The 23,445-nt window shown below is 72.7% G+C and carries 23 protein-coding genes; 6 read left to right on the forward strand and 17 right to left on the reverse strand.

Annotation, left to right across the window (positions count from 1 at the left end; all coding sequences use genetic code 11):
* Positions 1–15: 15 nt before the first annotated feature.
* From FHX45_RS06350 to FHX45_RS06395, 10 genes are all read right to left on the reverse strand, one after another.
* The gene (locus FHX45_RS06350; RefSeq protein WP_167097527.1) at positions 16–837 is read right to left on the reverse strand and encodes an HpcH/HpaI aldolase/citrate lyase family protein; all 822 of its coding nucleotides are present in this window, start codon (positions 835–837) and stop codon (positions 16–18) included.
* The gene (locus tag FHX45_RS06355; RefSeq protein WP_167097529.1) at positions 834–2,042 is read right to left on the reverse strand and encodes a CoA transferase; all 1,209 of its coding nucleotides are present in this window, start codon (positions 2,040–2,042) and stop codon (positions 834–836) included. Before FHX45_RS06355 ends, FHX45_RS06350 begins: the two co-directional genes overlap by 4 nt.
* The gene (locus tag FHX45_RS06360) at positions 2,039–3,964 is read right to left on the reverse strand and encodes an SUMF1/EgtB/PvdO family nonheme iron enzyme (protein WP_167097531.1); all 1,926 of its coding nucleotides are present in this window, start codon (positions 3,962–3,964) and stop codon (positions 2,039–2,041) included. Before FHX45_RS06360 ends, FHX45_RS06355 begins: the two co-directional genes overlap by 4 nt.
* Positions 3,961–4,857 (reverse strand): ribokinase, encoded by an 897-nt coding sequence (locus FHX45_RS06365; protein ID WP_167097533.1) that lies wholly within the window; start codon positions 4,855–4,857, stop codon positions 3,961–3,963. Before FHX45_RS06365 ends, FHX45_RS06360 begins: the two co-directional genes overlap by 4 nt.
* Complete coding sequence (locus tag FHX45_RS06370) at positions 4,854–6,182, reverse strand: ADP-ribosylglycohydrolase family protein (protein WP_167097535.1); 1,329 nt, start codon at positions 6,180–6,182, stop codon at positions 4,854–4,856. The genes FHX45_RS06365 and FHX45_RS06370 overlap by 4 nt, the downstream gene beginning before the upstream one ends.
* 153 nt (positions 6,183–6,335) lie before the next feature.
* Complete coding sequence (locus tag FHX45_RS06375; protein WP_341771372.1) at positions 6,336–7,496, reverse strand: ADP-ribosylglycohydrolase family protein; 1,161 nt, start codon at positions 7,494–7,496, stop codon at positions 6,336–6,338.
* A gap of 123 nt (positions 7,497–7,619) precedes the next feature.
* The gene (locus FHX45_RS06380; RefSeq protein WP_167097539.1) at positions 7,620–8,900 is read right to left on the reverse strand and encodes an ABC transporter substrate-binding protein; all 1,281 of its coding nucleotides are present in this window, start codon (positions 8,898–8,900) and stop codon (positions 7,620–7,622) included.
* 26 nt (positions 8,901–8,926) lie between these two features.
* Positions 8,927–9,754: a carbohydrate ABC transporter permease gene (locus FHX45_RS06385; RefSeq protein WP_167097541.1), complete on the reverse strand. Its 828-nt coding sequence runs from the start codon at positions 9,752–9,754 to the stop codon at positions 8,927–8,929.
* 5 nt (positions 9,755–9,759) lie between these two features.
* The gene (locus tag FHX45_RS06390; RefSeq protein ID WP_167097543.1) at positions 9,760–10,716 is read right to left on the reverse strand and encodes a carbohydrate ABC transporter permease; all 957 of its coding nucleotides are present in this window, start codon (positions 10,714–10,716) and stop codon (positions 9,760–9,762) included.
* The gene (locus tag FHX45_RS06395; protein WP_167097545.1) at positions 10,713–11,738 is read right to left on the reverse strand and encodes a LacI family DNA-binding transcriptional regulator; all 1,026 of its coding nucleotides are present in this window, start codon (positions 11,736–11,738) and stop codon (positions 10,713–10,715) included. Before FHX45_RS06395 ends, FHX45_RS06390 begins: the two co-directional genes overlap by 4 nt.
* Before the next feature lie 513 nt (positions 11,739–12,251).
* Here FHX45_RS06395 and FHX45_RS06400 point away from each other — a divergent pair.
* A complete protein-coding gene (locus tag FHX45_RS06400) occupies positions 12,252–13,259 on the forward strand; it encodes an LLM class flavin-dependent oxidoreductase (protein ID WP_167097547.1) in 1,008 nt (335 codons plus the stop codon).
* 40 nt (positions 13,260–13,299) lie between these two features.
* On the opposite strand, the gene FHX45_RS06405 is transcribed toward FHX45_RS06400, so the two are convergent.
* Positions 13,300–14,034 carry a GAF and ANTAR domain-containing protein gene (locus FHX45_RS06405; RefSeq protein WP_167097549.1) on the reverse strand — a complete coding sequence of 245 codons (735 nt, stop codon included), beginning with the start codon at positions 14,032–14,034 and terminating at the stop codon, positions 13,300–13,302.
* Between the two features lie 265 nt (positions 14,035–14,299).
* On the opposite strand from FHX45_RS06405, the gene FHX45_RS06410 reads away from it, so the two are divergent.
* Positions 14,300–14,644, forward strand: a complete 345-nt coding sequence (locus tag FHX45_RS06410) for an anti-sigma factor antagonist (RefSeq protein ID WP_167097551.1) — start codon at positions 14,300–14,302, stop codon at positions 14,642–14,644.
* Positions 14,645–14,648: 4 nt separating this feature from the next.
* Here the strand turns inward: FHX45_RS06410 and FHX45_RS06415 are convergent, their stop codons facing one another.
* From FHX45_RS06415 to FHX45_RS06435, 5 genes are all read right to left on the reverse strand, one after another.
* The gene (locus FHX45_RS06415; protein ID WP_167097553.1) at positions 14,649–15,404 is read right to left on the reverse strand and encodes an ANTAR domain-containing protein; all 756 of its coding nucleotides are present in this window, start codon (positions 15,402–15,404) and stop codon (positions 14,649–14,651) included.
* A gap of 121 nt (positions 15,405–15,525) precedes the next feature.
* Positions 15,526–16,518 carry an LLM class flavin-dependent oxidoreductase gene (locus FHX45_RS06420; RefSeq protein ID WP_167097555.1) on the reverse strand — a complete coding sequence of 331 codons (993 nt, stop codon included), beginning with the start codon at positions 16,516–16,518 and terminating at the stop codon, positions 15,526–15,528.
* A 140-nt stretch (positions 16,519–16,658) separates the two neighbouring features.
* On the reverse strand, positions 16,659–17,663 hold the full coding sequence (fgd, locus tag FHX45_RS06425; RefSeq protein ID WP_167097557.1) for a glucose-6-phosphate dehydrogenase (coenzyme-F420): 1,005 nt from the start codon (positions 17,661–17,663) through the stop codon (positions 16,659–16,661).
* Positions 17,664–17,825: 162 nt separating this feature from the next.
* The gene (locus FHX45_RS06430; protein ID WP_167097559.1) at positions 17,826–18,635 is read right to left on the reverse strand and encodes a helix-turn-helix transcriptional regulator; all 810 of its coding nucleotides are present in this window, start codon (positions 18,633–18,635) and stop codon (positions 17,826–17,828) included.
* Positions 18,636–18,758: 123 nt separating this feature from the next.
* Complete coding sequence (locus FHX45_RS06435; protein WP_167097561.1) at positions 18,759–20,063, reverse strand: MFS transporter; 1,305 nt, start codon at positions 20,061–20,063, stop codon at positions 18,759–18,761.
* Between the two features lie 111 nt (positions 20,064–20,174).
* Here FHX45_RS06435 and FHX45_RS06440 point away from each other — a divergent pair, with 111 nt between their 5' ends.
* The 4 genes from FHX45_RS06440 to FHX45_RS06455 all read left to right on the forward strand — a co-directional run bounded on the left by FHX45_RS06440 (position 20,175) and on the right by FHX45_RS06455 (position 23,077).
* A complete protein-coding gene (locus tag FHX45_RS06440) occupies positions 20,175–21,080 on the forward strand; it encodes a DUF6772 family protein (protein ID WP_167097563.1) in 906 nt (301 codons plus the stop codon).
* A complete protein-coding gene (locus FHX45_RS06445; RefSeq protein ID WP_341771374.1) occupies positions 21,077–21,412 on the forward strand; it encodes a hypothetical protein in 336 nt (111 codons plus the stop codon). The genes FHX45_RS06440 and FHX45_RS06445 overlap by 4 nt, the downstream gene beginning before the upstream one ends.
* Before the next feature lie 15 nt (positions 21,413–21,427).
* A complete protein-coding gene (locus FHX45_RS06450; RefSeq protein WP_167097565.1) occupies positions 21,428–22,456 on the forward strand; it encodes a substrate-binding domain-containing protein in 1,029 nt (342 codons plus the stop codon).
* A gap of 210 nt (positions 22,457–22,666) precedes the next feature.
* Positions 22,667–23,077, forward strand: a complete 411-nt coding sequence (locus tag FHX45_RS06455) for a DUF6292 family protein (RefSeq protein ID WP_167097567.1) — start codon at positions 22,667–22,669, stop codon at positions 23,075–23,077.
* Here the strand turns inward: FHX45_RS06455 and FHX45_RS06460 are convergent.
* Positions 23,068–23,445, reverse strand: a complete 378-nt coding sequence (locus FHX45_RS06460; protein ID WP_167097569.1) for a DUF5994 family protein — start codon at positions 23,443–23,445, stop codon at positions 23,068–23,070. The genes FHX45_RS06455 and FHX45_RS06460 overlap by 10 nt on opposite strands.

A 23,445-nucleotide genomic window follows, 5' to 3' on the forward strand; every position in this document is an offset into this window, starting at 1 on the left:
GCTGCCGGACGGGAACTATTCCCCGGCGAGGGCGAGCACCGTGCGGGCCTGCTCCAGCATCGCGACGTCGAGGAAGGTGCCGTCGGCCAGGGCGATCGCGCCGACACCCGCCGCCGTGGCGTCGTCCAGCCGGGACAGCACCTCGCGAGCTCGCGAGACCTCCTGCTCGCTGGGCCGGAACGCGGCGCGGATCGTGTCCAGCTGGGACGGGTGGATCGCCGTGCGGCCGCGGAAGCCGAGTGCCCGCCCGGCCCGGCAGGACGCCGCGAGGCCGTCGAGGTCGCGCACGTTCGGGTAGACGGACATCACCGGCGGCACCAGGCGCGCGGCCCGGGCGGCGACGACGACGCGGCTGCGCGCCCAGGCCAGCCCGGCGTCGTCGGTGACCCCCAGGTCCGAGCGCAGGTCCGCCTCGCCCAGCCCGATCGAGGCGACCTGCGGCGAGGCCGTCGCGAGGTCCAGCGCCCGCTCGACCCCGAGCGCCGACTCGATCAGCAGGTGCAGCTCGCGGCCGGGCAGCGCGGCGGCCAGCGCGCGCACCTCCTCGGGCGACTCGACCTTCGGGATCCGCGCCCCCACCTCGGCCGGCAGGCTCCGCACCGCGTCGAGGTCCGCGGCGTGCCACGGCGTGCTGGCGTGGTTGATGCGGACCTGCACCGGCCGTCCGGCCGGCGCCAGCAACCGCACGGCGTGGTCGCGCGCCTCGTCCTTGCGGGCCGGTGCGACGGCGTCCTCCAGGTCGGCCAGCACCACGTCGGCCGGCGACGCCAGCGCCTTCTCCACGCGATCCGGCCGGTCGGCCGGCACGTACAACAAGGTCAGCGCCGGCGCGCTCATACCGCCCCCTCCGCCCGCAGCCGCGCGATGTCCGCGGCCGAGAAGCCCAGCTCGCCCAGCACGTCCGCGGTGTCGGCGCCGTGCGGCCGCCCGGTGTGCGCGATGACGCCGTCGTGGTCGGACAACCGGAAGATCGGCCCCTGCACCAGCGTCGGCCCCAGCTCCGGGTCCTCGATCTCGTGGATCGTGCCCAGCGCCCGGAACTGCGGATCGGCCACGATGTCCGCGGCGTCGTAGATCGGCGCGACCGCGGCCTGCGCGGCCTCGAACTCGGCGATCACCTCGTCCCGGCTCCGCTGCCCGATCCACGCGCCCACCGCCTCGTCCAGCTCGTCGGCGTGCTTCGCGCGCTCGGCGCCGCTGGCGAACCACGGCTCGTCGATCAGGTCCGGACGTCCGACCAGCCGCATCACCCGCTCGGCGATCGACTGCGCCGACGTGGACACCGCGACCCACTGCCCGTCACCGGTGCGGTAGGTGTTGCGCGGCGCGTTGTTCACCGACCGGTTGCCGGTGCGTGGCTGCACCGAGCGCAGCTGGTCCCACCGGGTGATCTGCGGGCCGAGCATCGCCAGGATCGGCTCGACGATCGCGGTGTCGACGACCTGCCCACGCCCGGTCCGGTCCCGCGCCGACAGGGCGACCATGATCGCGTAGGCGGTGGCGAGCGAGGCGATGCCGTCGGCGAGCCCGAACGGGGGCAGCGTCGGCGGGCCGTCCGGTTCGCCGGTCGCCGCGGCGAACCCGCTCATCGCCTCGGCGAGGGTGCCGAACCCGGGCCGTCTCCGGTACGGGCCGAGCTGCCCGAAGCCGGTGACGCGCGCCAGGACGAGCCGCGGGTTGCGCGCGGACAGCTCGTCGTAGCCGAGGTCCCAGCGTTCCAGCGTGCCGGGCCGGAAGTTCTCGATGATCACATCCGACCGCTGCGCCAGCGCCAGGAAGACCTCGCGCCCGCCGGGGCTGCCCAGGTCGGCGGTGATCGTGCGCTTGTTGCGGCCGAGCGTCTTCCACCACAGGTTGACGCCGTCCTTGGCGGCGCCGTGGTGGCGCGCCGGGTCGGGCCGGTCCGGGTGTTCGACCTTGATCACCTCGGCACCCATGTCGCCGAGGTGCATCGCGGCCATCGGCCCGGCGAACAGCGTCGCCGCGTCGACCACGCGCAGCCCGGCGAGGGCACCCGCGGCGGGGTCACGGGAAACGGTCACGCGGTCACCTCCGGCAGGTCCCAGGCGCAGCGGAACCCGACGGTCGCGCTGCGCGCCAGCCCCAGCCCGGGCAGCAGCAGTTTGACGCTGTAGTCCGGGTCGTGGCGGCCGCCTTCGAGGTACCAGTCCGAACCTTCCGCGCGGTAATCGCTGCCGCCCTTGAGGATCACGAACCGGGTGCGCCCGTCGGAGTGCTCGCTCTCGGTCCAGTTCCACACCGCCGGTTCGCCGCGGCGCAGCAGACCGGTCTCGCCGGCGAGCTGCCATTCGTCCTCGGTGGGCAGCCGCCCACCGCGCCACGCGCAGTACGCGCGGGCGTCGTCGAGGTCCACATAGGTCACGGGCGCGCCGGGATCGGTCCTCCCGGCGAGGAAGCGGTGCGGCTGCGCGGGACGGTAGCCGGTGGCCGCCACGAATTCGGCGAACTGCGCGCGGGTCACCTCGGTCGCGGCGACCGCGACCGGGTTGGCGAGCACACCGTCGCGTTGCAGGGTGCGCGCGTCGTGCAGGCGCGGCGGCAACGGCTTCCACTCGTCGACATACGGTGCGCCCTGGTACATCCCGGTTTCGCGGGCGCGGTGCCGCACGGTCAGCACGTACGGCCCGGCGGGCACGACCACCGCGTCCGGCTCGGGTTCGCCGGTCGTGCGGACCGGTTCGCGGCGGATCGCGAGGCGGTGCGGGAACCGGGCGTCCGGGTCGTGCGGCAGGTCCGGCAGGTCCGCGACCCACGCGGGTTCCTCCGCGGCCCGCAGGAATGCCGCGATCCCGCGGGCGGGCACCCCGGGCCCCAGCAGCGGCGCGGCACCGGGCACGACCGGACCGGTGTAGTCCTCGTCGCCACGGTTCACGACCGTCCACAGTGTCTGGTCACCGAGGTCCCAGCGCGAGCCGTACACCCCGGCCTCCTCGGCGCCGGGCGCGAGTTCGGCCAGCGGGGTCCATTCCCCGTGCAGCAGCAGGTCCCCGGCCGCGCGCTGGACGGTGACCATGCGCCGCACGGTCGCCGCGTCCCGGCGGGACCAGCCCACCCACACGCCGAACACGACCTCCCACACCATCACACCGGCGCCGTTGAGCCACGCCGACTGGAGCTCCTCGGTGTGGTCGCGGTGCCAGCGGCGGACGTGGTGCTGCATGTGCCGCCGCTCGTACCAGTGCGCGCGCAGCACACCGGGCACCGGCGAGTCGGCGAAGAACTGCGCCCACGACGAGGCGTGGTCCTCGATCCGCTCGACCGGCAGCTTCGACTCGCCCTCCAGCACGATGCCCGGCTTGGCGCGTTCCAGCGCCTCCACGAACTCCGGCTCGGCCTTCTTCAACGTGTCGAGGAAGACGCCGTCGGCGTCCAGGTCGGCCACCAGCGCGGCGAGTTCGGCGAGATCGTCGCCCGCGCGGCGGGTGCCCACGTCCCACGGGTTGTAGTCGACGAACACGTGCAGGCCCGCGTCGTGGAAGTGCCGCACGAGCTCGGTCAGGCCCGGCACGTCACGGTAGAAGTCCCACTGGTTGCGGTCGTCCAGGCCGATCACCGGGTAGGCGTGCCACAGCACCACGGCATCCAGCCCGCCGAACCGGTCCCGGGCGTCGGCGAGGAACCGCTCGGGCGTGAACCGGCCGGTGCCGAAGTCGTAGAGCAGCTCGTCCCACAGCCACACCTGCGCGACGGTGCGGCAGCGCGCTGCCCAGGCCGCACCGGGCCGGGAGTACGCGGCGCCGGTGTAGCCGTGGCGGCGGCGCGCGTCCTCGCGCCACTCACGCAGGCGCTCGCGCCACGCCGGGCGGTCGGCGGGGTCGTGCGGCCCGGCGAAGATCTTCGCCTCGTCCAGCGCGGCGAGCTGCTCGCCGGTGACCGGGCCGAGCGGGACGCCGGTCGGCCGGTCGATCGGGCGCGGCACGAGCGGGTCGAACGTGTAGGTCATGTCGCGCTCCCCTCGGCGACCTCCGCCGCGGTGGGTACGGCGTCCTGCGCGCCGGGGCGGGTGACTGCCAGCGCAGCGGCGACACCGGCGATCCAGGCCGCCTCGGGCAGGGCGAGCCCACGCGCCAACGCGGCGGCCAGCACCCCGCAGAACGTGTCACCGGCACCGGTCGTGTCGACCGCCGCCACCCGCTCGCCGGGGATGCGCACCGGTTCGGCATCGCGTTCGGCGACCAGCGAACCCTCGGCACCGAGGGTGATCACGACCGCCGGCACGAGGTCGAGCAGCACCCTGGCGAGGTCCTCCGGCGAGCCGCCGGTGCGGGCGAGGTCGGCCGCTTCGTGTTCGTTGACGATGAGCAGGTCCACCACGTCCCACAGGTCGGCGGGCAGGTCGCGCGAGGGCGCGGCGTTGAGCGCCATGACCGCACCGGGCCGCCGGGCCGCGGCAGCCGCGCGCACCACACCGAGCGGGATCTCCAGCTGCGCGAGCACGACGTCGGCGTGCGCGATCCGGTGCACCTGCGCGTCGGTGAGCGCCAGGCGGGCGTTGGCACCGGGCGCCACGACGATCGCGTTCTCCCCGTCCGGGGAAACGGTGATCAGCGCGGTCCCGGTGGGAGCGTCCACCCTGGACACCAGGTCGGTGCGTACCCCGGCCCGCTCCAGCGACGCCAGCAGCAGCTCCGCGGACTCGTCGGTACCGAGCGCACCGGCGAACGTGGTCTCCGCGCCCCCGGCCCGGGCGGCGGCGACGGCCTGGTTGGCCCCCTTGCCACCGGGGCTGCGGCGCAGATCGCCGCCGAGGATCGTCTCGCCACCACCCGGGTGGCGCGGCACCTCGACGACGAGGTCCACATTGGCCGAGCCGACGACCACGACCTGCCCGGTCATGCGGCACCTCGTTCCACGGTCAGGGCGGCCGTGCGGGCCGCGAGTGCGGTGATGCGCTGGTCCCCGCCGGGCAGGGACGTGGCGATGCGGTCGTCCAGCGGTTCCGCCCACTGCCCCGGCACGCCGTGCACGGCGCCGACCACCCCGCCGACGGTGGCCGCGGCGGAGTCGGTGTCCCAGCCGGCGGTGACGGCGATGGACACGCTGGGGCCGAACTCGCCGCCGCCGCGGGCGAGGGCGTAGGCGATGACGGCCGCGTTGTTCAGCACGTGCACCCAGTGCAGGTGACCGTAGGCGGCGTGCAGCCGGTCGAGCCCGTCCCGGGTCTCCAGATCCGCCAGCGACCGTCCGAACCGGACCGCCTCCGCCAGCCGGCTCTCCGGTGGCAGCACGGTTTCCGCCGCGTCGAGCACCTCGTCCACGGTGCCGCACACCATGGCCGCGGAGGCGAGCGCGGCGGCCCACATCGCGCCGTAGCGGCCGTTTCGGGTGTGGCTCAGCCGCGCGTCGGTCCACGCCATCCGCGCCGCGGCACGCACGTCGCCGGGCGAGACCCAGCCGAACACGTCGGTGCGGATGAGCGCGCCGATCCACTCGCGGAACGGGTTGTGGTGCGTGGCGGTCTCGGGCACCGGGCGGGCGTCGAGGATGTTGCGGTAGGCGGCGCGTTCCGCGGTGAACACCCGCCCGGCGGGCAGGTGGTCCAGCCACAGCTGGGCCACGTCGTCGGTGGTGAACCCGCGGCCGTGCCGCTCGAGCAGGGTGAGCGCGAGCATCGGGTAGTTGAGGTCGTCGTCCTCCGGCATCCCGTCGATGTTCTCCTCGAGCGAGGTCGCGGCGGAGCGCCGGTTCCACGGCCACCGCCGCGCCACCTCCTCCGGCAGGCCGACCGCGGTGAACCAGCGGTCGAGCGGCCAGCGCCCGGTGGCGCGCAGGATCTCCTCGATGCCCTCGCGCGGGATCTTCTCCACCGGCTTGCCGAGCAGGCAGCCCGCCGCGCGGCCGGTCCACGCGCCGAGCACCCGGTCCCGGCCCGCGGGCAGGTCCGGCGCGGGCGGGAGCAGCGCGACGATCGCGTCCCAGTCGTCCGGCTCCGCCGCCGCGGGCGGGGCCGGCAGCGCGGCCAGCTCGTCGAGCAGGTCACGGGCCAGCGCGCGCAGCTCCGGGGTCGCCGGGTGCGGTCCGGCCCCGCTCACCGCGGGCACCGGGTCGCCGCCGGCCGCGACCCAGCGGTCCCGGATCGCGCCGACGTCCCGGCCCTCCGCGGCGGACTGGACCAGCTCGTGCGCCAGCAGGTCCTCCGGCTGGGCCCAGGTCAGCCTCACGATCCCTCCCCCGTCCGCCGCGGCAGCGGCACCGAGCCGGCGGGCACCGGCTCGGCCGCCGGGTCGGCCGCGCCGGTGACGATCACCGGGTTGTCCCAGTCGAGCCGCACGGTCACGCCGCCCTCCTCACGCGCCCCCAGCTGATGTCGTCCATCACGCCTGCTCCAGCGCGTCGAGGGTGCGCAGCCGCGCCAGCGCGCGCTCCCGGTCGGCCTTGAGGATGTCCGCAGCCGCGGACGCCATCAGCCGCCCGGTCTCGCGGAGGTCCATCCGGCTCGCCTCACCGATCGCGTCGACCCACTCGGCCGGCACCACGGCGGTGCCGCCGAGACCGGCGCACAGCGCACCGGCCATGACGGCGATCGAGTCGGCGTCCCGGCCGTAGTTCACCGCGCCGAGCACCGCACCCCGGTAGTCACCGCGGTGACCGAGGACGAACCCGAGCGCGGCCGGCAGCTCCTCGATGGACTTGGTCCGCGACGGGCGCCGCGCGTCCAGCGACATCTGCCGGTACTGCGGCCCCACCGAGTCGAACGGCGCGACCGTGTCCCGGATCAGCCGGGCCAGGGCACGTTCCTCGTCGTCGGTGCGGGGCGCCGTGGTCCAGCCGTCGAACGCGTCCACCACGGCGCGCAGCGCGGCCGCGGTGCCGTCGTGGGCGACGTCCAGCGCGGCGGCCACGACATCGGTGACCCCGGCACCGGGAGTGACCGACGCCGCGACCATCGCCGCGAACACACCGGCCGCCTCCCGGCCGTAGCTGGACTGGTGCGCACCGGTCAGGTCGATCGCCTCGGCGTAGGCACCGCGCGGGTCCCCGGCGTTGGCGAGCCCGACCGGCGCCACGTACATCGCCGCGCCGCAGTTGACCACGTTGCCGACCCCGGCCTCCCGCGGGTCGACGTGCCCGTAGTGGAGCCGGGCGACGATCCACTTCTCCGCGAGGAAGACCCGCTGCAGCAGCAACGCGGTCGACTCCAGCTCGGGCACCCACCGGGGTTCGCCGATCATCAGCGGAACCAGGTCCTCGGCCATCGCGTACGCGTCGAGGTGCGCGCGGCGCTTCGCGTACACCTCGACGAGCGCACGGGTCATCAGGGTGTCGTCGGTGACGTGCCCGTCCCCCTTGTGGTACGGCGCGATCGGCCGCGCCTCCCGCCAGTTCGGGAACCACGGACCGACGATGCCGGTCACCCGGCCGCCGTGGCGTTCCTCGATCTGTTCCGGGGTCCACCCCTCGGTGGCGCCACCCAGCGCGTCCCCCACGGCCGCCCCGGTGATCACCGCCACCGCTCGGTCTTCCAGCCAGGTCACCGGCTTCACGATTCCCTTCTCAGATGGTCGAAATGTCCCGCGTACGCAAGCACCGCCCGAAGCGGCGGAGCCGTTCGCGCCGCTTCGCGACCGGCGCCGCCACGCAGGTCATCAGGACGATGTTCACCGGTTGATGGAGTTCCAGCCGTCGGTGAGAGCCTTCGACAGACCGGCCGCGTCCAGCTGCTTCGCGAGGAACTTCTGGTAGGCCGGGGTCGCGACGGTGTCCTTCCACTGCGCGTACTTGTCGACGAACAGGTACGGCGCCGAGGTCAGGTACTGGCCCGAGGACAGGATCTGCTTCCAGCCGTTCTGCGCGCCGAGCTTGGTGGTGAGCGCCTGGCGGGCGGAGGTGGTCGCCGGGATCAGCGTGTCGGCCTGGTTGAGCGCGGCCAGGTTCTCGGTGCTGGTGAAGAAGTCGATGAACTGGGCGGCCTCCTTGACGTGCTTGGAGTCCTTGCTCACCGACAGCGTCTGCGGGTTGGCGGCCTGCGCGGGACCGGCCGGGCCGGCCAGTGTCGGCAGCACGACCCAGTCGAAGCCCGCGGGCGCGTCCTTGGCGATGTTCGCGGCCTGGAAGGAGCCCTGGATGGTCATCGCGGTCTGACCGGCGTAGAACGGGGCCAGCGCCTTGGCGCCGGACTGGGTCAGCGTGACCGGCAGGATCGAGTTGTCCTGGTGCGCCATCGCGTCCACCAGCTGCGGCAGCGCCATCTCACCCTGGCCGATGCTGATCTTGGCGTCGGTGCCGGTGCCCTCGAAGTACTTGCCGCCGAAGCCCGGGGCGAGCGCGACCATCGCGGCCGTCGGGCTGGACAGGCCCCAGCCGAGGCCGTAGGCACCGTCGCGGGTGGTCGCCTTGGCGATGTCGCGCAGCTGGTCCCAGGTCATCGTGTCACCGCTCGGGACGGTGACACCGGCCTTGGCCAGCAGGGCCTTGTTCGCGAAGACCACATAGGACTGCAGCTCGGTCGGGTAGGCGATCACCTTGCCGTCCACGGTGACCGAGTCCAGCACACCCTTGGGGATGTCGGCCTTCTTCTGCTCCGACAGGTAGGGCGTCAGGTCGGCGAGGTAGCCGTCCTTGGCGAACGGGGCGACCCCGGCCGCCTCGTAGTGGATGATGTCCGGCGCGCTGCCCGCGTTGAACTGGGTGACCAGCTTGTCGTAGACGCCGTCCCAGCCGGCCGGCACGACCTCGACCTTGATGTCGGGGTGCGCCTTGTTCCAGTCGTCGACGATCTTGTTCGTCGCCGCGATCGCCGCGGGCTGGTCGGACAGGGACTGGAACTTCAGGGTCACCGGACCGCCGCCGCCACTGTCACCGCTGCCGCTGGAGCACGCGGTGAACAGCAGGCTCGCGGCCGCCGCGAGGGCGGCCACCACCACACGTCGAGACTTCATTGACCGACCTTTCGTTTTTCCGGGGTTCATCCCTTCACCGCCCCGGCCATCAGCCCACTGGTGAGCCGCCGGCGCAGGATGGTGAAGAAGACGATGCTGGGGATCGCGGCGAGCACGGCGCCCGCGGCGAGGGGTCCGAGAGCCACCTTGCCCTCGCCGCCGATGAACATGTTCAGCGTGATCGGCAGGGTGTAGTTCTCCGGCGACTGCAACAGCACCAGCGCGAAGAAGAACTCGTTCCACGAGGAGACGAAGCTGAACATCGCCGTGGCGACGATGCCGGGCGCCAGGAGCGGGAAGACGATGCGGCGCAGCACGGTCCAGCGCCCGGCGCCGTCCATCGCGCCCGCCTCCTCCAGGTCGACCGGGATCGCGGTGACGTACCCCTGCAGCATCCACAACGCGAACGGCAGCGTGTAGGTGGTGTGCACCAGCGTCAGCCCGGCGAGGCTGTCGGCCAGCCCGAGGGTGCGCAGGATCAGGAACAGCGGCAGGATCACCAGGACCACCGGGAACACCTGCGAGGTCAGGATCCAGCCGACACCGGCGGCGCGGATGCGGCCCTTGAGCCGGGCGAGCACGTAGGACGCCGGCAGCGCGATGAGGATCACCAGCGCGGTGGACACCAGCGCGACGACCAGGCTGTTGCCCGCGGAGTGGACGAGGCCCTGGCGGTCGAGGGCGTCGGCGTAGTTGTCCCAGTGCCACTGCCGCGGCAGCAGGTTGACGCTGAGCGAGTTGAGCTCGCCGGAGGACTTCACCGACGCCGAGATCAGCCACAGCAACGGGAAGCCGAGGAACAGGATGTAGGCGGCCAGTGCCAGGTACTGGGCGGGACGCAGCAGTGCACGCATCGTCGTCACCGCCCCTGCCCGGCGCGGTCGTCGCGGAACTGCGACCGCAGGTAGACGGCCAGCAACGCGACGACGATGATCACCAGCACCAGGCCCATCGCGGCCGCGTAGCCGATGTTGCGGTTCTTGAACGCTTCGAGGTAGATGAAGAGCACCGGCACCATGGTCTTTCCGCCCGGCCCGCCCGCGGTGAGGACGTAGACCAGCGAGAACGAGTTGAAGTTCCAGATGAAGTTCAGCGACGTGATCGAGGCGATGATCGGCCGCAGGCTGGGCCAGGTGACGGCGGTGAACCGCCGCCACGCCCCGGCGCCGTCCACGGACGCGGCCTCGTGCAGGTCCTGGGGGATCTGCTGCAACCCGGCCAGCAGGGTGACCGTGGTCTGCGGCATGCCGACCCACACGCCGACGACGATCACCGCGGGCAGCGCCGTGGAGAAGTCGCCGAGCCAGTTGATGTCGCCCGGCAGCCCGACGCTGCCCAGCACCGCGTTGAGCGGGCCGCCGTTGGCCGAGTAGATCATCTGCCACATGATGGCCACGACGACCGGCGGCATCGCCCACGGGATGAGCGCGAGCACGCGCGTCAGGCCCTGCAGGCGCAGGCCGGAGTTCAGCAGCAGCGCGAGACCCATCGACGCGGCGAGCTGCAGCACGGTGACGCCCACCGTCCAGATCAGACCGATCCGCAGCGAGTCCCAGAAGAACGTGTTGCCGAGCAGCTTGGTGAAGTTGTCCACGCCGGCGAAGCCGTAGTCGGGGTGGCGCACCAGGCGGGCGTCGGTGAAGGCCAGGGCCAGGCCCATCACCAGCGGAGCGACGCTGAGCACGAGGATCGGGATCAGCGACGGCATCACCAGTGCGATCGCCTCGCGGCGGCGGGAGCGCGCCAGGGTGCCCGTGCGGCGGTTGCGCGGCGCCGGGGCGGGCGCGGGGGCGCGGGTGTCCGCGGCGACGGTCATCGCCGACCTCCCTCGGTCAGCCCGCCGGCGGCGGGAACGGTGGAACCCCGCACGATCAGCTCCGGGCCGACCGTGACCTGACGCGCGTCCTGGTCCGGGTCGTCGGCGAGGCTGAGCATGAGCCGCGCGGCGGCCCGCCCGCGCTCGGTCGAGCCGAGGGACACGCTGGTCAGGGTGGGGTGGAAGACGCGGCCGAGCTCAGTGTCATCCATGCCGGTCACCGCGATGTCGCCGGGCACCGACAGGCCCAGTTCCCGGATGGCGTGGATGGCGCCGATGGCGAGCAGGTCGTTGGCGGCGACGACGGCGTCCAGGCGGTCCGGGGCGCTCGCGAGGAGCCGCCGGGCGGCCACCAGCCCGGCGGCCACGGTGAAGTCCTGCGCGATCTCGACGGTGTTGCCCGGGCCCGCGGCGGTGTCGAACCCGCGCTGGCGGGCCTCGCCGGGGGTGGTGTCGAGGGGACCGTTGAGGAAGCCGAGCTTGCGGCGGCCCAGTTGCCGCAGGTGCCGGACCGCTTGACCGATGCCACCCGCGGAGTCGGTGGACACGGAGCTGATCCCGTGGGCGTCCAGGGCGCGGCCGATGACGACGACCGGGACGGCGGCGCGGGTGATCTCCTCGATGAGGCGGTCGTCGGTGCGCAGCGGGCTGATGATCATGCCGTCGACGAAACCGCTGTTGAGGCTGCGCACCAGTTCGGTCGTCGAGGTCGAGGTGTCGCCGGTGCTCATGACCACCACGCGGTACCCGTGCGGGGCAAGCACCTCGTGGATGGCGCGCATGGTCTCGACGTAGACCGGGTTGCCGATGTCGGCGACCGCGAAGGCGATCTGGAAGGTCTTCTTCATCCGCAGGGAGCGGCCGATGGCGTCCGGGCTGTAGCCCAGCTCCTCCGCGGCCGCCCGGACCCGCTCGACCATCGCCGGGCTCGCCCCGGTGCCGTGCAGGGCGCGCGAGGTCGAGGCCAGGGACACCCCGGCTCGTTCGGCCACCTGGAGCAGCGTGGCCCGTGTTGACGTCATTGGCACTCCGTCGTCGTCCGTCGCCGCTGGAAACGTTTCCGCCTCATGCGGCGGTATGACTGGAAACGATTCCAAGCGGTGCCCGGAATAGTGACACCCGCCGGGCGAGGTGTCAATACCGCGGGTATCGGAAGACGTTGGCCGCGGCATCGCCGCAGGTCACGGCACGTTCCGCGCGGCGGCCGCTCGCCCCGGGCACCGGCCCCCGCGTTACCGGAAGGCGTCTGCGTGGCCCGGTGGCCCACTGCTCGGACGTGCGGGGCGGCCGGCCGGTCACCTCGGCCACGTCGGGGTGCACAAGCGAGTTCCTGCTTGAGCACCCCGGGGACCACGAGGCTGAGCGGCTACTGCTACGCCGTCGGCGGTCGGTGCGGCCTGGATCCGGGCGATGACCTGGGAGCCCACGGGGTCGGCTGGGGCGCCGCGCTGGCCGATCACCAAGACGGGTGCGAGGTGGTGCGGCTCTCCCTCGCCGCCCCCCGGATTCCGGTGCGGCCTTGGACAATACAGCTTGTGAAGAAGATCGGTTTCCTCTCGTTCGGCCACCACCAGCCCGGCACCCCGACGCCCACGGCCGCCGACGCCCTGCGGCAGATGGTCGAGCTCGCCGTGGCCGCGGAGGCACTCGGCGTCGACGGCGCGTTCCTGCGCGTGCACCACTTCGCGCCGCAGTTCTCCACGCCGTTCCCGTTGCTCGCCGCGATGGCCGCCCGCACCGACCGGATCGAGCTGGGTACCGCGGTGATCGACATGCGCTACGAGAACCCGCTCTACCTGGCCGAGCAGGCCGCCGCCACTGATCTGCTGAGCGGCGAGCGCCTGCAGCTGGGCATCAGCCGCGGCTCTCCGGAACCGGCGTTGCACGGCGCGTCCGCCTTCGGCTACGTCCCGGCGGACGGTGAGACCGATGCGGACATGGCGCGCCGGCACACCACGATGTTCCGCCGCGCGCTCTCCGGTGCAGCCGTCGTGCGCGCCGATCCGCAGATGACCGGCCGTCCCGGGATGCTCGCCGTCCAACCCACGTCGCCCACGCTGGCGGAGCGGATCTGGTGGGGCAGCGGCACCCGCGCCACCGCGAAGTGGACCGCCGAAGTGGGCCTGAACCTGATGAGCTCCACACTGCTCACCGAGGACACCGGGGTGCCGTTCGACGAACTGCAGGCCGAGCAGATCCGGATCTTCCGCGAGGAATGGGCGCGGCAGGGCCACCTCCGCGAGCCGCGGGTCTCGGTCAGCCGCAGCGTCATCCCGATCACCACCGACACCGACCGGCGCTTCTTCGGGCGGGAACGGGACAGCCGGGACGAGGTCGGGTACCTCGACGGCGGGACCGCCCGGTTCGGCCGCACCTACGCGGGCGAGCCGGACGTCATCGCGGAGCAGCTCGCGGCGGACGCGGCCGTGCAGGCCGCGGACACGGTGCTGGTCACGGTGCCGAACCAGCTCGGCGTCGGGTACAACGCCCATCTGCTGGAGTCGATCGTCCGCGACGTGGCACCCGCCGCCGGCTGGCGCTGAAACGCACGCCATCGCGCCCGGGACGCCGGAGCGGACCGGGTCAGAACTCGCGCAGCGTCTGCGCCAGCCGTCCCGCGTGGTGGGCCGCCACGAGCGTGGCCGCGACGTCGCGCAGCTTGATGTTGGCCTGCTGGGACATCCGCTTCAACGCGGCGAGCGCCTCGTCCGCGGTCTGGTTGCGGTGGCGCATCAGCAGGCCCTGTGCCTGGGCGATCACGGTCCGCGTGCGCAGGGCAGTCTGCACGTGCCCGAGCAGCCGCAGGTTGTCCTGGTAGAGCGTGTGGTTGTCGAACGCCACGCCCGCGTGCAGCGTGAACAGCAGCGCCAGGTCGTGCGAGTCCTGGCCGAAGCGGCCCGGCTCGGCGGACAGCACGCTGAACGCCGCCGCCGAGTCCGTGCCGGGCAACGGCAGCGTCAGGCAGCTGCCGAAGCCGTGCCGGCGCAGGTGGTCGGCGTAGGCGGGCCACCGGTCGTCCGCGGCGGTGTCGTCCAGCCGCCGGGGCTCGCGGTAGGTCAGCGCCTCACCGACCGGATCGGGGACGGGTACCGGCAGGTCCGGCAGCGCCCTGCCCGCGGTGGCCACGACCTCCGCCGTCCCGTCCGCGGTGGTCACCGTGATCGCGGCGCGGTCGCATCCCGGCAGCAGCGTGACGGCCCGTGCCACGTACCGGGCCAGGGTCGTGGCGACGTCGTCGTCGTCCACCAGCCTGCCGATTTCGGCGAGCTCCTCGGCGATCGTGATGACCTCCGGAGCGGTGAGGACCGTTTCGCTCATGACACCTCGTCTCGTCGGCGAGGCACCGGGGGACGCGACCCGGCCCGGTCCTCGTTCCGCCAGCCTAACCGCGCCATGAGGTAGGCTCGGACGCGTCACGGTTATACAAGCAGCTGTGGCTCGCCCTTCTGTCGACGCGAGGCGGCGCGCGGTGCCGCGCTCCGTCCCCCGAGCGAGCCCGAGGTCGCTGTTGTCCCAGACCGTTTCCTCCCCCATGGCCGGCCGAGCCGGCGCCGTCGTGTCCTTCCGGCGACCAGGAGATCGCGTGACCAGCCTGAAAGTGGAGTGGACCTACCGGCCCGGCGCGCTCGTCGTGACGGTGACGGGTGAAGTGGACGCCGGCACGATCGGCCGGCTGCGTGACGGCCTCGAGGCGGCGCGGACGGGCGCGCCGGTGCCGCCGCCACCCGCGGTGGTGCTCGACCTGACCGGGGTCGGGTTCATCGGTTCCAGCGGGCTCGCGCTGCTGGTCGAGGTGTCCGAGGAGTGCGCGGCGGCCGGGCAGGAGCTCACCCTGGTGTGCGCGAGCCGGCCGGTGCTGCGCCCGCTCCAGCTGACCGGTCTCGACGAGGTGTTCACGATCACCGGGACCCTGCCGCCCGCGCCCTGACCGATCACTCCGCGGTGAAGTCGTCCGGCTCGACGGCGTGCCCGGTGTGCTCGGAGACGAACCGGGCGGAGATGGTGTGCAGCTTGACGTTCTCCCGCTGGGACTGCCCGACCAAGAGCTGGAACGCCTCGTCGGCGGTGATCCGCCGGGCGGCCATCAGGATGCCCTTGGCCTGCTCGATGACACCGCGGGTGCGCAGGGCCGTGCGCAGGTGCCGCACCTGTTCCTGGGTGCGCAGCGCGCGGCGGGACAGGTGCAGCACGGCATCGACCACCGTCGCGTACAGCTCCAGGTACTTCTGGTCGACGTCGCGGAACCCGTGTTCACCGAAGCCGAACAGGTTGATCGCGCCCATCGCCTCGTCCCGCACCTGCAGCGGCGAGGCGAGGTAGCTCGCCACGCCGTGCCCGGCCGCGACCTCCACGAAGCCCGGCCACAGCTGCCGCGCGGTGCTCACTGCGACCCGGACCACCTGGCCCGTGCGCGCCGCGCGCAGGCAGGGCCCGTCGTCGTCGGCGTACTGGGCCTGGTCGATCAGGGCCGCGCGCTCGTCGGTCGCGGCGACGGACCGGGCACCGGTGCCGTCCAGCACGGTGATGGACGCCATGTCCGCCCCGGGCACCACCCGGACCACCTGCTCGCAGACCACGCGGAGCAGGACGCCGAAGTCGTCGGTGTTCCCGACCGTGCCGGCCAGTTCCTCGAGGGCACTGGTCACCTCGTCCAGGTGCTCCAGCTGGCCCGCCACACCGTCGCTCATCGTGGTCCTTCCCTACCGCAGCCGACCGGGAACGAGCGGCGATGACAGCACCGGGCCCGCACCCGGTCGCTGTGTGCTCAACAACCCGGCCGATATTACCCGGCGCCGGCCGGTGCCCTGGTCAGATGGCCGCCGCCATCGCGTTCGCGGTCAGTTCCACCGAGCGCACCCGGTCGGCGACGTGCTGGGCGTGGTGGGCGAGGATCAGTTCGTCGGCCTGGGCTTCCGCGGCGAAATCCGCCAGGTAGGCGCGCACCTCGTCCGGGGTGCCGACCGCGGTGTAGCGGGTCATCGCCGCGAGGCCCCGGCCGCCGGGCGAGGCCAGGAACGCGTCGATCTCCGCGTCGGTGAAGTTGGCGCCCGCGCGGCCCTGCGACAGCATCGCCCGGGCGCGGGCGCGGTAGGCCACGGTCCGCTGGGCCTCGGCCTCGTCGTGGTCCTCGGCCGCGAACGCGTTCGCCCCGGCGATCACGTACGGCTCGGCCAGCTGCGCCGAGGGCTGGAACCGATCCCGGTACAGCGCGACGGCCTGGTGCAGGGCGTCCGGGGCGAAGTGCGACGCGAACGCGTACGGCAGCCCGAGCTGTGCGGCCAGCTGCGCCCCGAACAGCGACGACCCGAGGATGTAGAGCGGCACCACGCCCTCGGCCCGCGGCACCGAGCGCACGCCGTGCACGGCCTTGCCGCTCAGGTACGCCTGTAGTTCCAGCACGTCCTGCGGGAAGGAGTCGGCGGAGGACGGGTCGCGCCGCAGCGCCACGGTGGTCTGCTGGTCGCTGCCCGGCGCGCGCCCGAGCCCGAGGTCGATCCGCCCGGGGAACAGCGTCTCCAGGGTGCCGAACTGCTCGGCGATCACCAGCGGCGAGTGGTTGGGCAGCATGATCCCGCCCGCGCCGAGGCGGATCGACGAGGTGTGCTCGGCGACGTGCCCGATCAGCACGCTGGTCGCGCTGGAGGCGATGGAGGCCATGTTGTGGTGCTCGGCGTACCAGACCCGCCGGTAGCCGCTGCGCTCGGCGGCCTGCGCGAGCGCGACGCTGGCCGCGAAGCTCTCCCGCGCGGTCTGGCCGGGCGCGATCGGCGCGAGGTCCAGGACGGACAGGACTGGGGACATGACGGCTCACCTTTTCTGCGTCACGGGTCGCGCGGCGCCGGAATCCTTCGATATATCGCTATTTCCCGAAATTACCCTCGCCGCCGCAGCGGCCGCACCATGACACCGCTCACGGGCGCGGCCCGTGAGCGGTGGGCACCTCAGGCCAGCGCGCGCAGGCGGGGCAGCACGTCCTCGGTGAACTGGGTGAGGAAACGCTCCTGATCGTGGCCGGGACCGTGGAAGACGAGGTGGTTCAGGCCGGCGTCCAGGTACGGCTTGATCTGCGCGACCGCCTCGTCCGGGTCGGACGCCACGATCCAGCGCTTGGCGACCTGCTCGATCGGCAGCTCGTCGGCCAGCCGTTCCATCTCCTCGGCCGAGGAAACCGAGTGCTTCTGCTCCGGCGTCAGCGACAACGGCGCCCAGAACCGGGTGTTCTCCAGCGCGGTGGCGTGGTCGCGGTCGTAGGACATCTTGATCTCGATCATCTTGTCGATGCCCGCCACGTCCCGCTCCGCCGCGGCCGCCCCTTCGGCCACCGCCGGCATCAGCTTGTCGGTGTAGAGCTCCATGCCCTTGCCGGAGGTGCAGATGAACCCGTCACCCGCGCGGCCGGCGTACTTCGCGACGACCGGGCCGCCCGCGGCCACGTACACCGGGACCGGCTGCTCGGGCCGGTCGTAGATCTTGGCGTTGACCAGCTGGTAGTACTCGCCGTCGAAGGAGACGTCGTCGCTGGTCCACAGCTCGCGCATGAGCGAGATGGCCTCCCGCAGCCGGGCGAACCGCTCCTTGAACTCCGGCCACTCCCGCCCGGACACCGCGATCTCGTTGAGCGCCTCACCGGTGCCCACCCCGAGGATGACCCGGCCGCCGGACAGCAACGACATCGTCGCGAACGCCTGCGCGATCACCGCCGGGTTGTACCGGAACGTCGGAGTCAGCACGCTCGTGCCGATCTGCACCCGGCTGGTCCGCTCCCCGACCGCCGACATCCACGACAGGGCGAACGGCGCGTGCCCGCCCTCGTGCCGCCACGGCAGGAAGTGGTCCGACACCATCACCGAGTCCAGGCCCAGCTCCTCGGCCCGCACGGCGTACTCGACCAGATCGCGCGGACCGAACTGCTCCGCCGACGCCTTGTAGCCGACCTTCAGACCCACGTCTTGTCCTCCCTCACTGGTTGCTCCCCACCCAACCTACTGCGCCCGGGAGGAATTCCTCAGCCGCGCGGGTCCGGGAACTGGTCGTCGCGCCACTCCCCGGATGTGATCTTGGGCGCTCGGAGAACTCGCGGTGGACCGCGACGGCCTAGCGCGGCTCGCTCACGGCAGGACCATCAGGCGGCGCGCCTGGACCACGGCCTCGTGGCGGGTGTGGGCGTCCAGTTTGCGCATGGCGGAGCCGAGATACGCCTTCACCGTCTCCCTGGACAGCGACAGGCGCTCCGCGACCTCGGCGTTCGTGCGGCCGAGGGCCACCTGGGCGAGCACGTCCATTTCCCGTGTGGACAGTCGCACGCGCGGCTCCGGCACCGGCCTGCCCTCGCCGAGTTCGACGAGTCGTTGCGCGGCGGCGTAGAGACGGCAGCGCGCCTCCGGGTCCGGCAGGCCACCGGCGATGGCCCGCAGCTCGGAGTGCACCGCCCGCAGCTCCTCGCGGGTGGCGCCCGGGGACAGCGAAGCCGCCCGGTCGGTCAGCTCGTCGCGGGCGGCCAGCTCGCGGGCCAGCCGCCTGCCGGACTCCATCAGCGCGTCCCGGACCCGGTCCCCGAAGGTCACCGGCCGCCGGACGGCCCCGTAGAGCACGCCGCGGCACCGGCCCGCCGTCTGCACCGGCACGGCGATGACCGACGCCAGCCCTTCGGCCAGCACCGGGCGGTCGTAGTCGTGGGTGATCGTGCGCGCGGAGCCGTAGTCGTTGACCGTGATCGGCCTGTTCTGCATCAGCACCCGGCCGCCCATACCGACGCCGGGCAGGACGTCCAGGTTGTGCAGTGCGGTGGTGCGGGTACCGACGAACCCGGACAACCGCAGGCGGCCACCGGACACCTCACCGCCGAACACGACCGGCAGGCCCGCGGCGCGGGCGGCCCCGGCCAGCTCGACCTGCAGGACCGAGCGGGCGTCAGACATCGGCGTCCGTCCTCCTCGAACCACACCATCGTCGGTCGCCCCACGGTACCGGCGTACCCGGGGCACGTCGATACCGGCGGGGCACAGCTACCCCCGGACGGGGGTAGCCGCCCGGCCCGGCCGTCACCCTCCCGCCGGGGCGGTGACCCGCTCGGCGCGCCCGCGCAGGTGCTCGGGTTCGGCGATGAACCGGGCGCCCACCACCGACAGCAGGCACAGCACCCCGCAGACCACGGCGATCGGCCAGGTCTGCCCGCCCGAGGCGGTGGTCAGCGCGGCCGCGACGAACGGGATGCAGCCGCCGACGACCGCGCCCGCGATCTCCCGGGTGAACGTGACACCGGTGTAGCGGTAGCCGACGGGGAACAGCTCGGACATCATCGTCGCCTGCGACGCCAGCGTCAGGTCGTTGCAGAGCGTGTAGAGCAGCACCAGTGCCGCCCAGATCACCACCGGTGTGCCGGTGTCGAGCAGGAAGAAGAACGGGTAGAACAGCAGCGCCGCCGCGGTCGCGCCGGTGATCATCACCGGGCGGCGGCCGAACCGGTCGCACAGCCAGCCCGCGGTCGGCACGGTGACCACCTTGAGGGCGTTGGCGATGACGATGCCGAGCAGGCCGACCCAGGCCGCCGTGCCCACCCGCTTGGACAGGTAGCTCAGCGCGTAGACCGAGGGCAGGTAGCTGATCACGTTGGGCGCGACGGAGATCAGCATGCCGGGCAGGATCTTGCGCCCGGAGGTGGCGAACAACGCCCGCAGCGGCGCCCGGGTGCCGTGCCCGGCCGCCTTCGCGCGGGTGAATTCGGGGCTGTCGGGCACCCGCAGCCGCACGATGATCCCGGCGACGCCGACCAGGCAGCTGAGCAGGAACGGGATCCGCCAGCCGTAGCGGGCGAAGTCGGCATCCGACATCAGCGCCGAGGTCAGGAAGAACACCCCGGTCGCCACCAGCGAACCGACCGCGTTGCCCAGGGTCGGCGCGGCGGCGTTGATGCCGCGCGCCCGGGTCGAGGCGTGCTCGGCGGACAGCAGCATCGCGCCCGCGTACTCGCCGCCCGCGCCCAGCCCCTGCACGACCCGCAGCAGCACCAGTGCCACCGGTGCGAACACCCCGGCGGTGGCGTAGCTGGGCAGCACCCCGATCAGCGTCGAGGCCACGGCCATCACCATCAGCGTCACGAACAGCATCGTCCGGCGCCCGACCCGGTCACCGAGGATGCCGATGATCACGCCGCCGACCGGCCGCGCGAAGAACCCGACGGCGAACGTGGCCAGCGACGACAGGGTCGCGACGGCCGGATCGCCGGAGGGGAAGAACACCTGCGGCAGCACGAGGGCTGCGGCCGTGCCGTAGAGGGAGAAGTCGTACCACTCCAGCGCCGTGCCCACGGTCGAGCCGACCGTGGCCCGGCTGATTCCCAGTCTCATCGCAGACCCTTCGTTGCGTCTGGGGAACGTCTACATTAACGTTCATGTTGGCGACAGGCTACGAGTTCACTTTCGCCTAGGTCAAGGGATGGAGACCCAGTTTTGACTCCCATGAACGTTAATGGCACGGCGTTGTCGAAGTACAACCCGCTGGCGCGGGTGCTGTGCTTCGACACCTTCGACACCACCACCCACGGCTGGACCGAGCTGCTCGGCAACTACGACGGCCGCGGCGACCTGGACACGGTCGACGACCACATGCGCGACTTCCGCCCGCCGCAGCTGTCCTCGTGCTCGTTCTTCGACGTCGGCACACACGGGACGCTGAGCGGAAACTACGCCCTCAAGCTCGCGACCCGCCCCTACCCCGGTCACACCGCCACCGGCATCCGGCGGCTGACCATGGCCGGCCGCGGCCGGGTCCGGATCGAGACGCACTTCGCGTTCAAGGCCGAGGCGACGGTGGGGCACGAGGCGCCGGCGTCGGTGGCCTGGGACGGCAACCGGCACCCGTCGGAGTCGCAGTTCGGCGCGTTCACGGTGGCTACCGACATCTGCTCGGACGGCGGCGTGCGCTACCACAACGTCATCCGCTACCAGAACACCAACCTCGACGGCGAGATGACGAACCGCTGGATGTACCCGGTGGTGCCCGAGCCCACGCCCCGCGACCACCAGGAGGGCAAGTTCGCGCTGCCCTACGCCGCCGACTTCACCGCGCCCGACCCCGCCGACTGGCGGACCTTCGGCGAGCCGCTCGAGATGTGCGTCAACGAGGTGCCCACCAAGATCAACTGGCACTACCTGCGGTGGGACATCGACACCAGCACGAGGTCCAATGTGGAGCTGCAGCTCAACGACCGGGTGATGGACATGCGCGATGTGCCGGTTCCGCTCTACCCCGACCGCTACGGCACGCTGGACAACCTGCTCAACTTCTACTTCTCCGTCCGCACGCACTGCGGTATCCGCAATTTCCTGTTCCTGGACTCGATCCTGATCTCGGTGGACTGGTGAGGCACGACATGCGCTCGACGATGACGGCGGTCCTGGAACGCAACACGGTGGTCCGCGAGGACTTCGCGACCGAACCCTACGAGCTGCCCTGGGCGCAGGAGGCCCGGTTCTTCGTGCAGGCGCTCGAGGCGGACGGTCCGCTGACCTTCCGCACCGAGATCTCCCCCGACGGGCTGCACTGGTGCCCGCTGGACGACGCCGAGCACCGCATCGACTCCCCCGGCCTGATCAGCTGGCCGGTCCACGCGTTCGGGCAGTGGCTGCGGGTGCGCTGCACCGTGGGTCCCGGCGCGGCCGGCAAGCTGCGCATCTATCTTGTTGGCAAGGGTTGATCCGGAGGTCGGCTGGTGGTGCGCGCTCGGCGGGTCACGTTGCGTGACGTCGCGGACAGGCTCGGCCTGTCCGCGAACACGGTGTCCCGCGCGTTGTCGGGTAAGGACCAGGTCAGCGATGCCACCCGGGAGATGATCGTGGCCGAGGCGCGGCGGTTGGGCTACGTGCCCAACAGCCACGCCCGGTCGCTGGTCTCCGGGACCACGATGGTGCTCGCGCTGGTCATCACCAACCCGTCCAACCCGTTCTACGCCGCGCTGATCTCGGCGGTGGAACGGCAGTGCCGGCTCGCCGGGTACTCGGTGCTGCTGCTGGTCACCGAGGAGAACGAGGACAACGAGGAACGCGCGGTGCAGCAGCTGCTGCGCTTCGGCGTGGACGGCGTGCTGGCCGTGCCGATCCAGCAGCGGCCGGGCGCGTGGGCGGAGCTGACCGCCGCCGGGCTGCCGGTCGTACTGCTCAGCCGGGACATCCCCGAGCTGGGGTTCGACTTCGTCGGCACGGACGTCGAACAGGCGGTGGCCGACGCGGTGACGCGGGTGGCCGGGCCGGACCCGGGTCCGGCGTGGCTGTTCGAGGAGGACCTGGAGATCAGCACGGTCGCCGCGCGGATCGCCGGGTTCCGGCGCGCCCTCGGCGGCGATTCGCTGGTGCTGAAGGTGCCGGGCCACCGCACCCGGGACGCGGCGCTGCCGTGGCGCCCGGACGACGCCTACCGGCTGGCGGCCGGGCTGATCACCCGGGAGCACCACCCGGAACTGGTGGTGACCGGCAACGACTACTTCGCGCTCGGCGTGTACAAGGCGATCCGGGAGTGCGGCCTGACGGTGGGCGGGGACGTGCGGGTGGTGGGCTACGGCGACCACCCGTTCGCCGCCTACCTGGAGCCGGGTCTGACCACGATCCGCCTGCCCGCGGACGACGTCGGCACCGCCGGTGTGGACCTGCTGCTGCGGCGCATCGCCGAACCGGACCGCCCCCGCGAGACGGTGCTGCTGAGCGCGACGCTGGTGGCACGCGATTCGGCGCCGGTGCCGGCCTGATCTCGTCCCCGCCGTGGTCCCGCGCGTGCGACTGCCGTGGGCCGCGTCAGCGTCGCGATCTCCGGGGGCGTCGCCCGAGCGGATCGTCTGCTGATCCTTGCCCGGGCGCATGCCGCGCCGGGTGGTCACCCCGGGGCGTGTCCGGTTTCGGTGCGGTGCCGGGCGCGACGGGATGTCCCGGTGCTCGTGGACGCCGCCTAGGCTGTGACCATGGATCCACAGTCCGCCGGGTTGACCGCACTGAGCCGGGGGCTCGCCGGGTATCTCCGGGCCGTCGCCGCGGCCGTGGGTGTTCCGGCGGAGGCCACCTCGTTCGAGGTCAGCGACACCGTCACCGCCTACCTGGGGCTCAGCCGGCGGTGGCCGTCCCGGCCCGGCGAGGATCTCATGCTCGTGTGGAGCGAACGCAGCGGCTGGGCGGTCGCCGTGGAGACGGCGCCGGAGGAGGCGCCGCTGGTGCTCGCCTGGTTCGCGGGCGCCGAGGTGGTACCGGAGCCCGCCGCCGTCGCCAAGTTCGTCACCGGCGTGCTCGAGGCCGAGCGCTCCACCGCGGCGCAACCGGTGTTCGCCGTGGACGTGGGGCGCACGGAGCTCGCCGCGCGGCTGGCGCGCTACGCCTGAGCGGGCGGCACCACGACCAGGGTGAAGCTGTCCCCCGCCGAGGTCGTCACGTCCACGGTGTCCTGATCCGGCAGGAGATAACCGGCCAGCGGCGCGAGCGAACCGTGTCCGCCGAGGCGGCGAGCGGAGGGATCCCACGTCGTTCTCCGGTAGGCGATCCGGTCGATCGGCCCGAGACGGGCTGCCAGCACCGCGCGCAGTGCCGGCAGCTCCGTGGACAGGTCATGCGACCGGGGCCACCAAGCCCCGTCGACGTACCCCGGGGTGGGCGCCGTCGGGTTCTGGCTCGCTCGGAGCTTCAGCCGCGGCGGCCCGGCGGCCGTGACGGCCTTCGGGGTGGTGGTGCGAACGTGCGGGCCCGACGACAT

It is taken from the genome of Amycolatopsis granulosa, assembly GCF_011758745.1.
In the GTDB taxonomy this organism is placed as follows: domain Bacteria; phylum Actinomycetota; class Actinomycetes; order Mycobacteriales; family Pseudonocardiaceae; genus Amycolatopsis_E; species Amycolatopsis_E granulosa.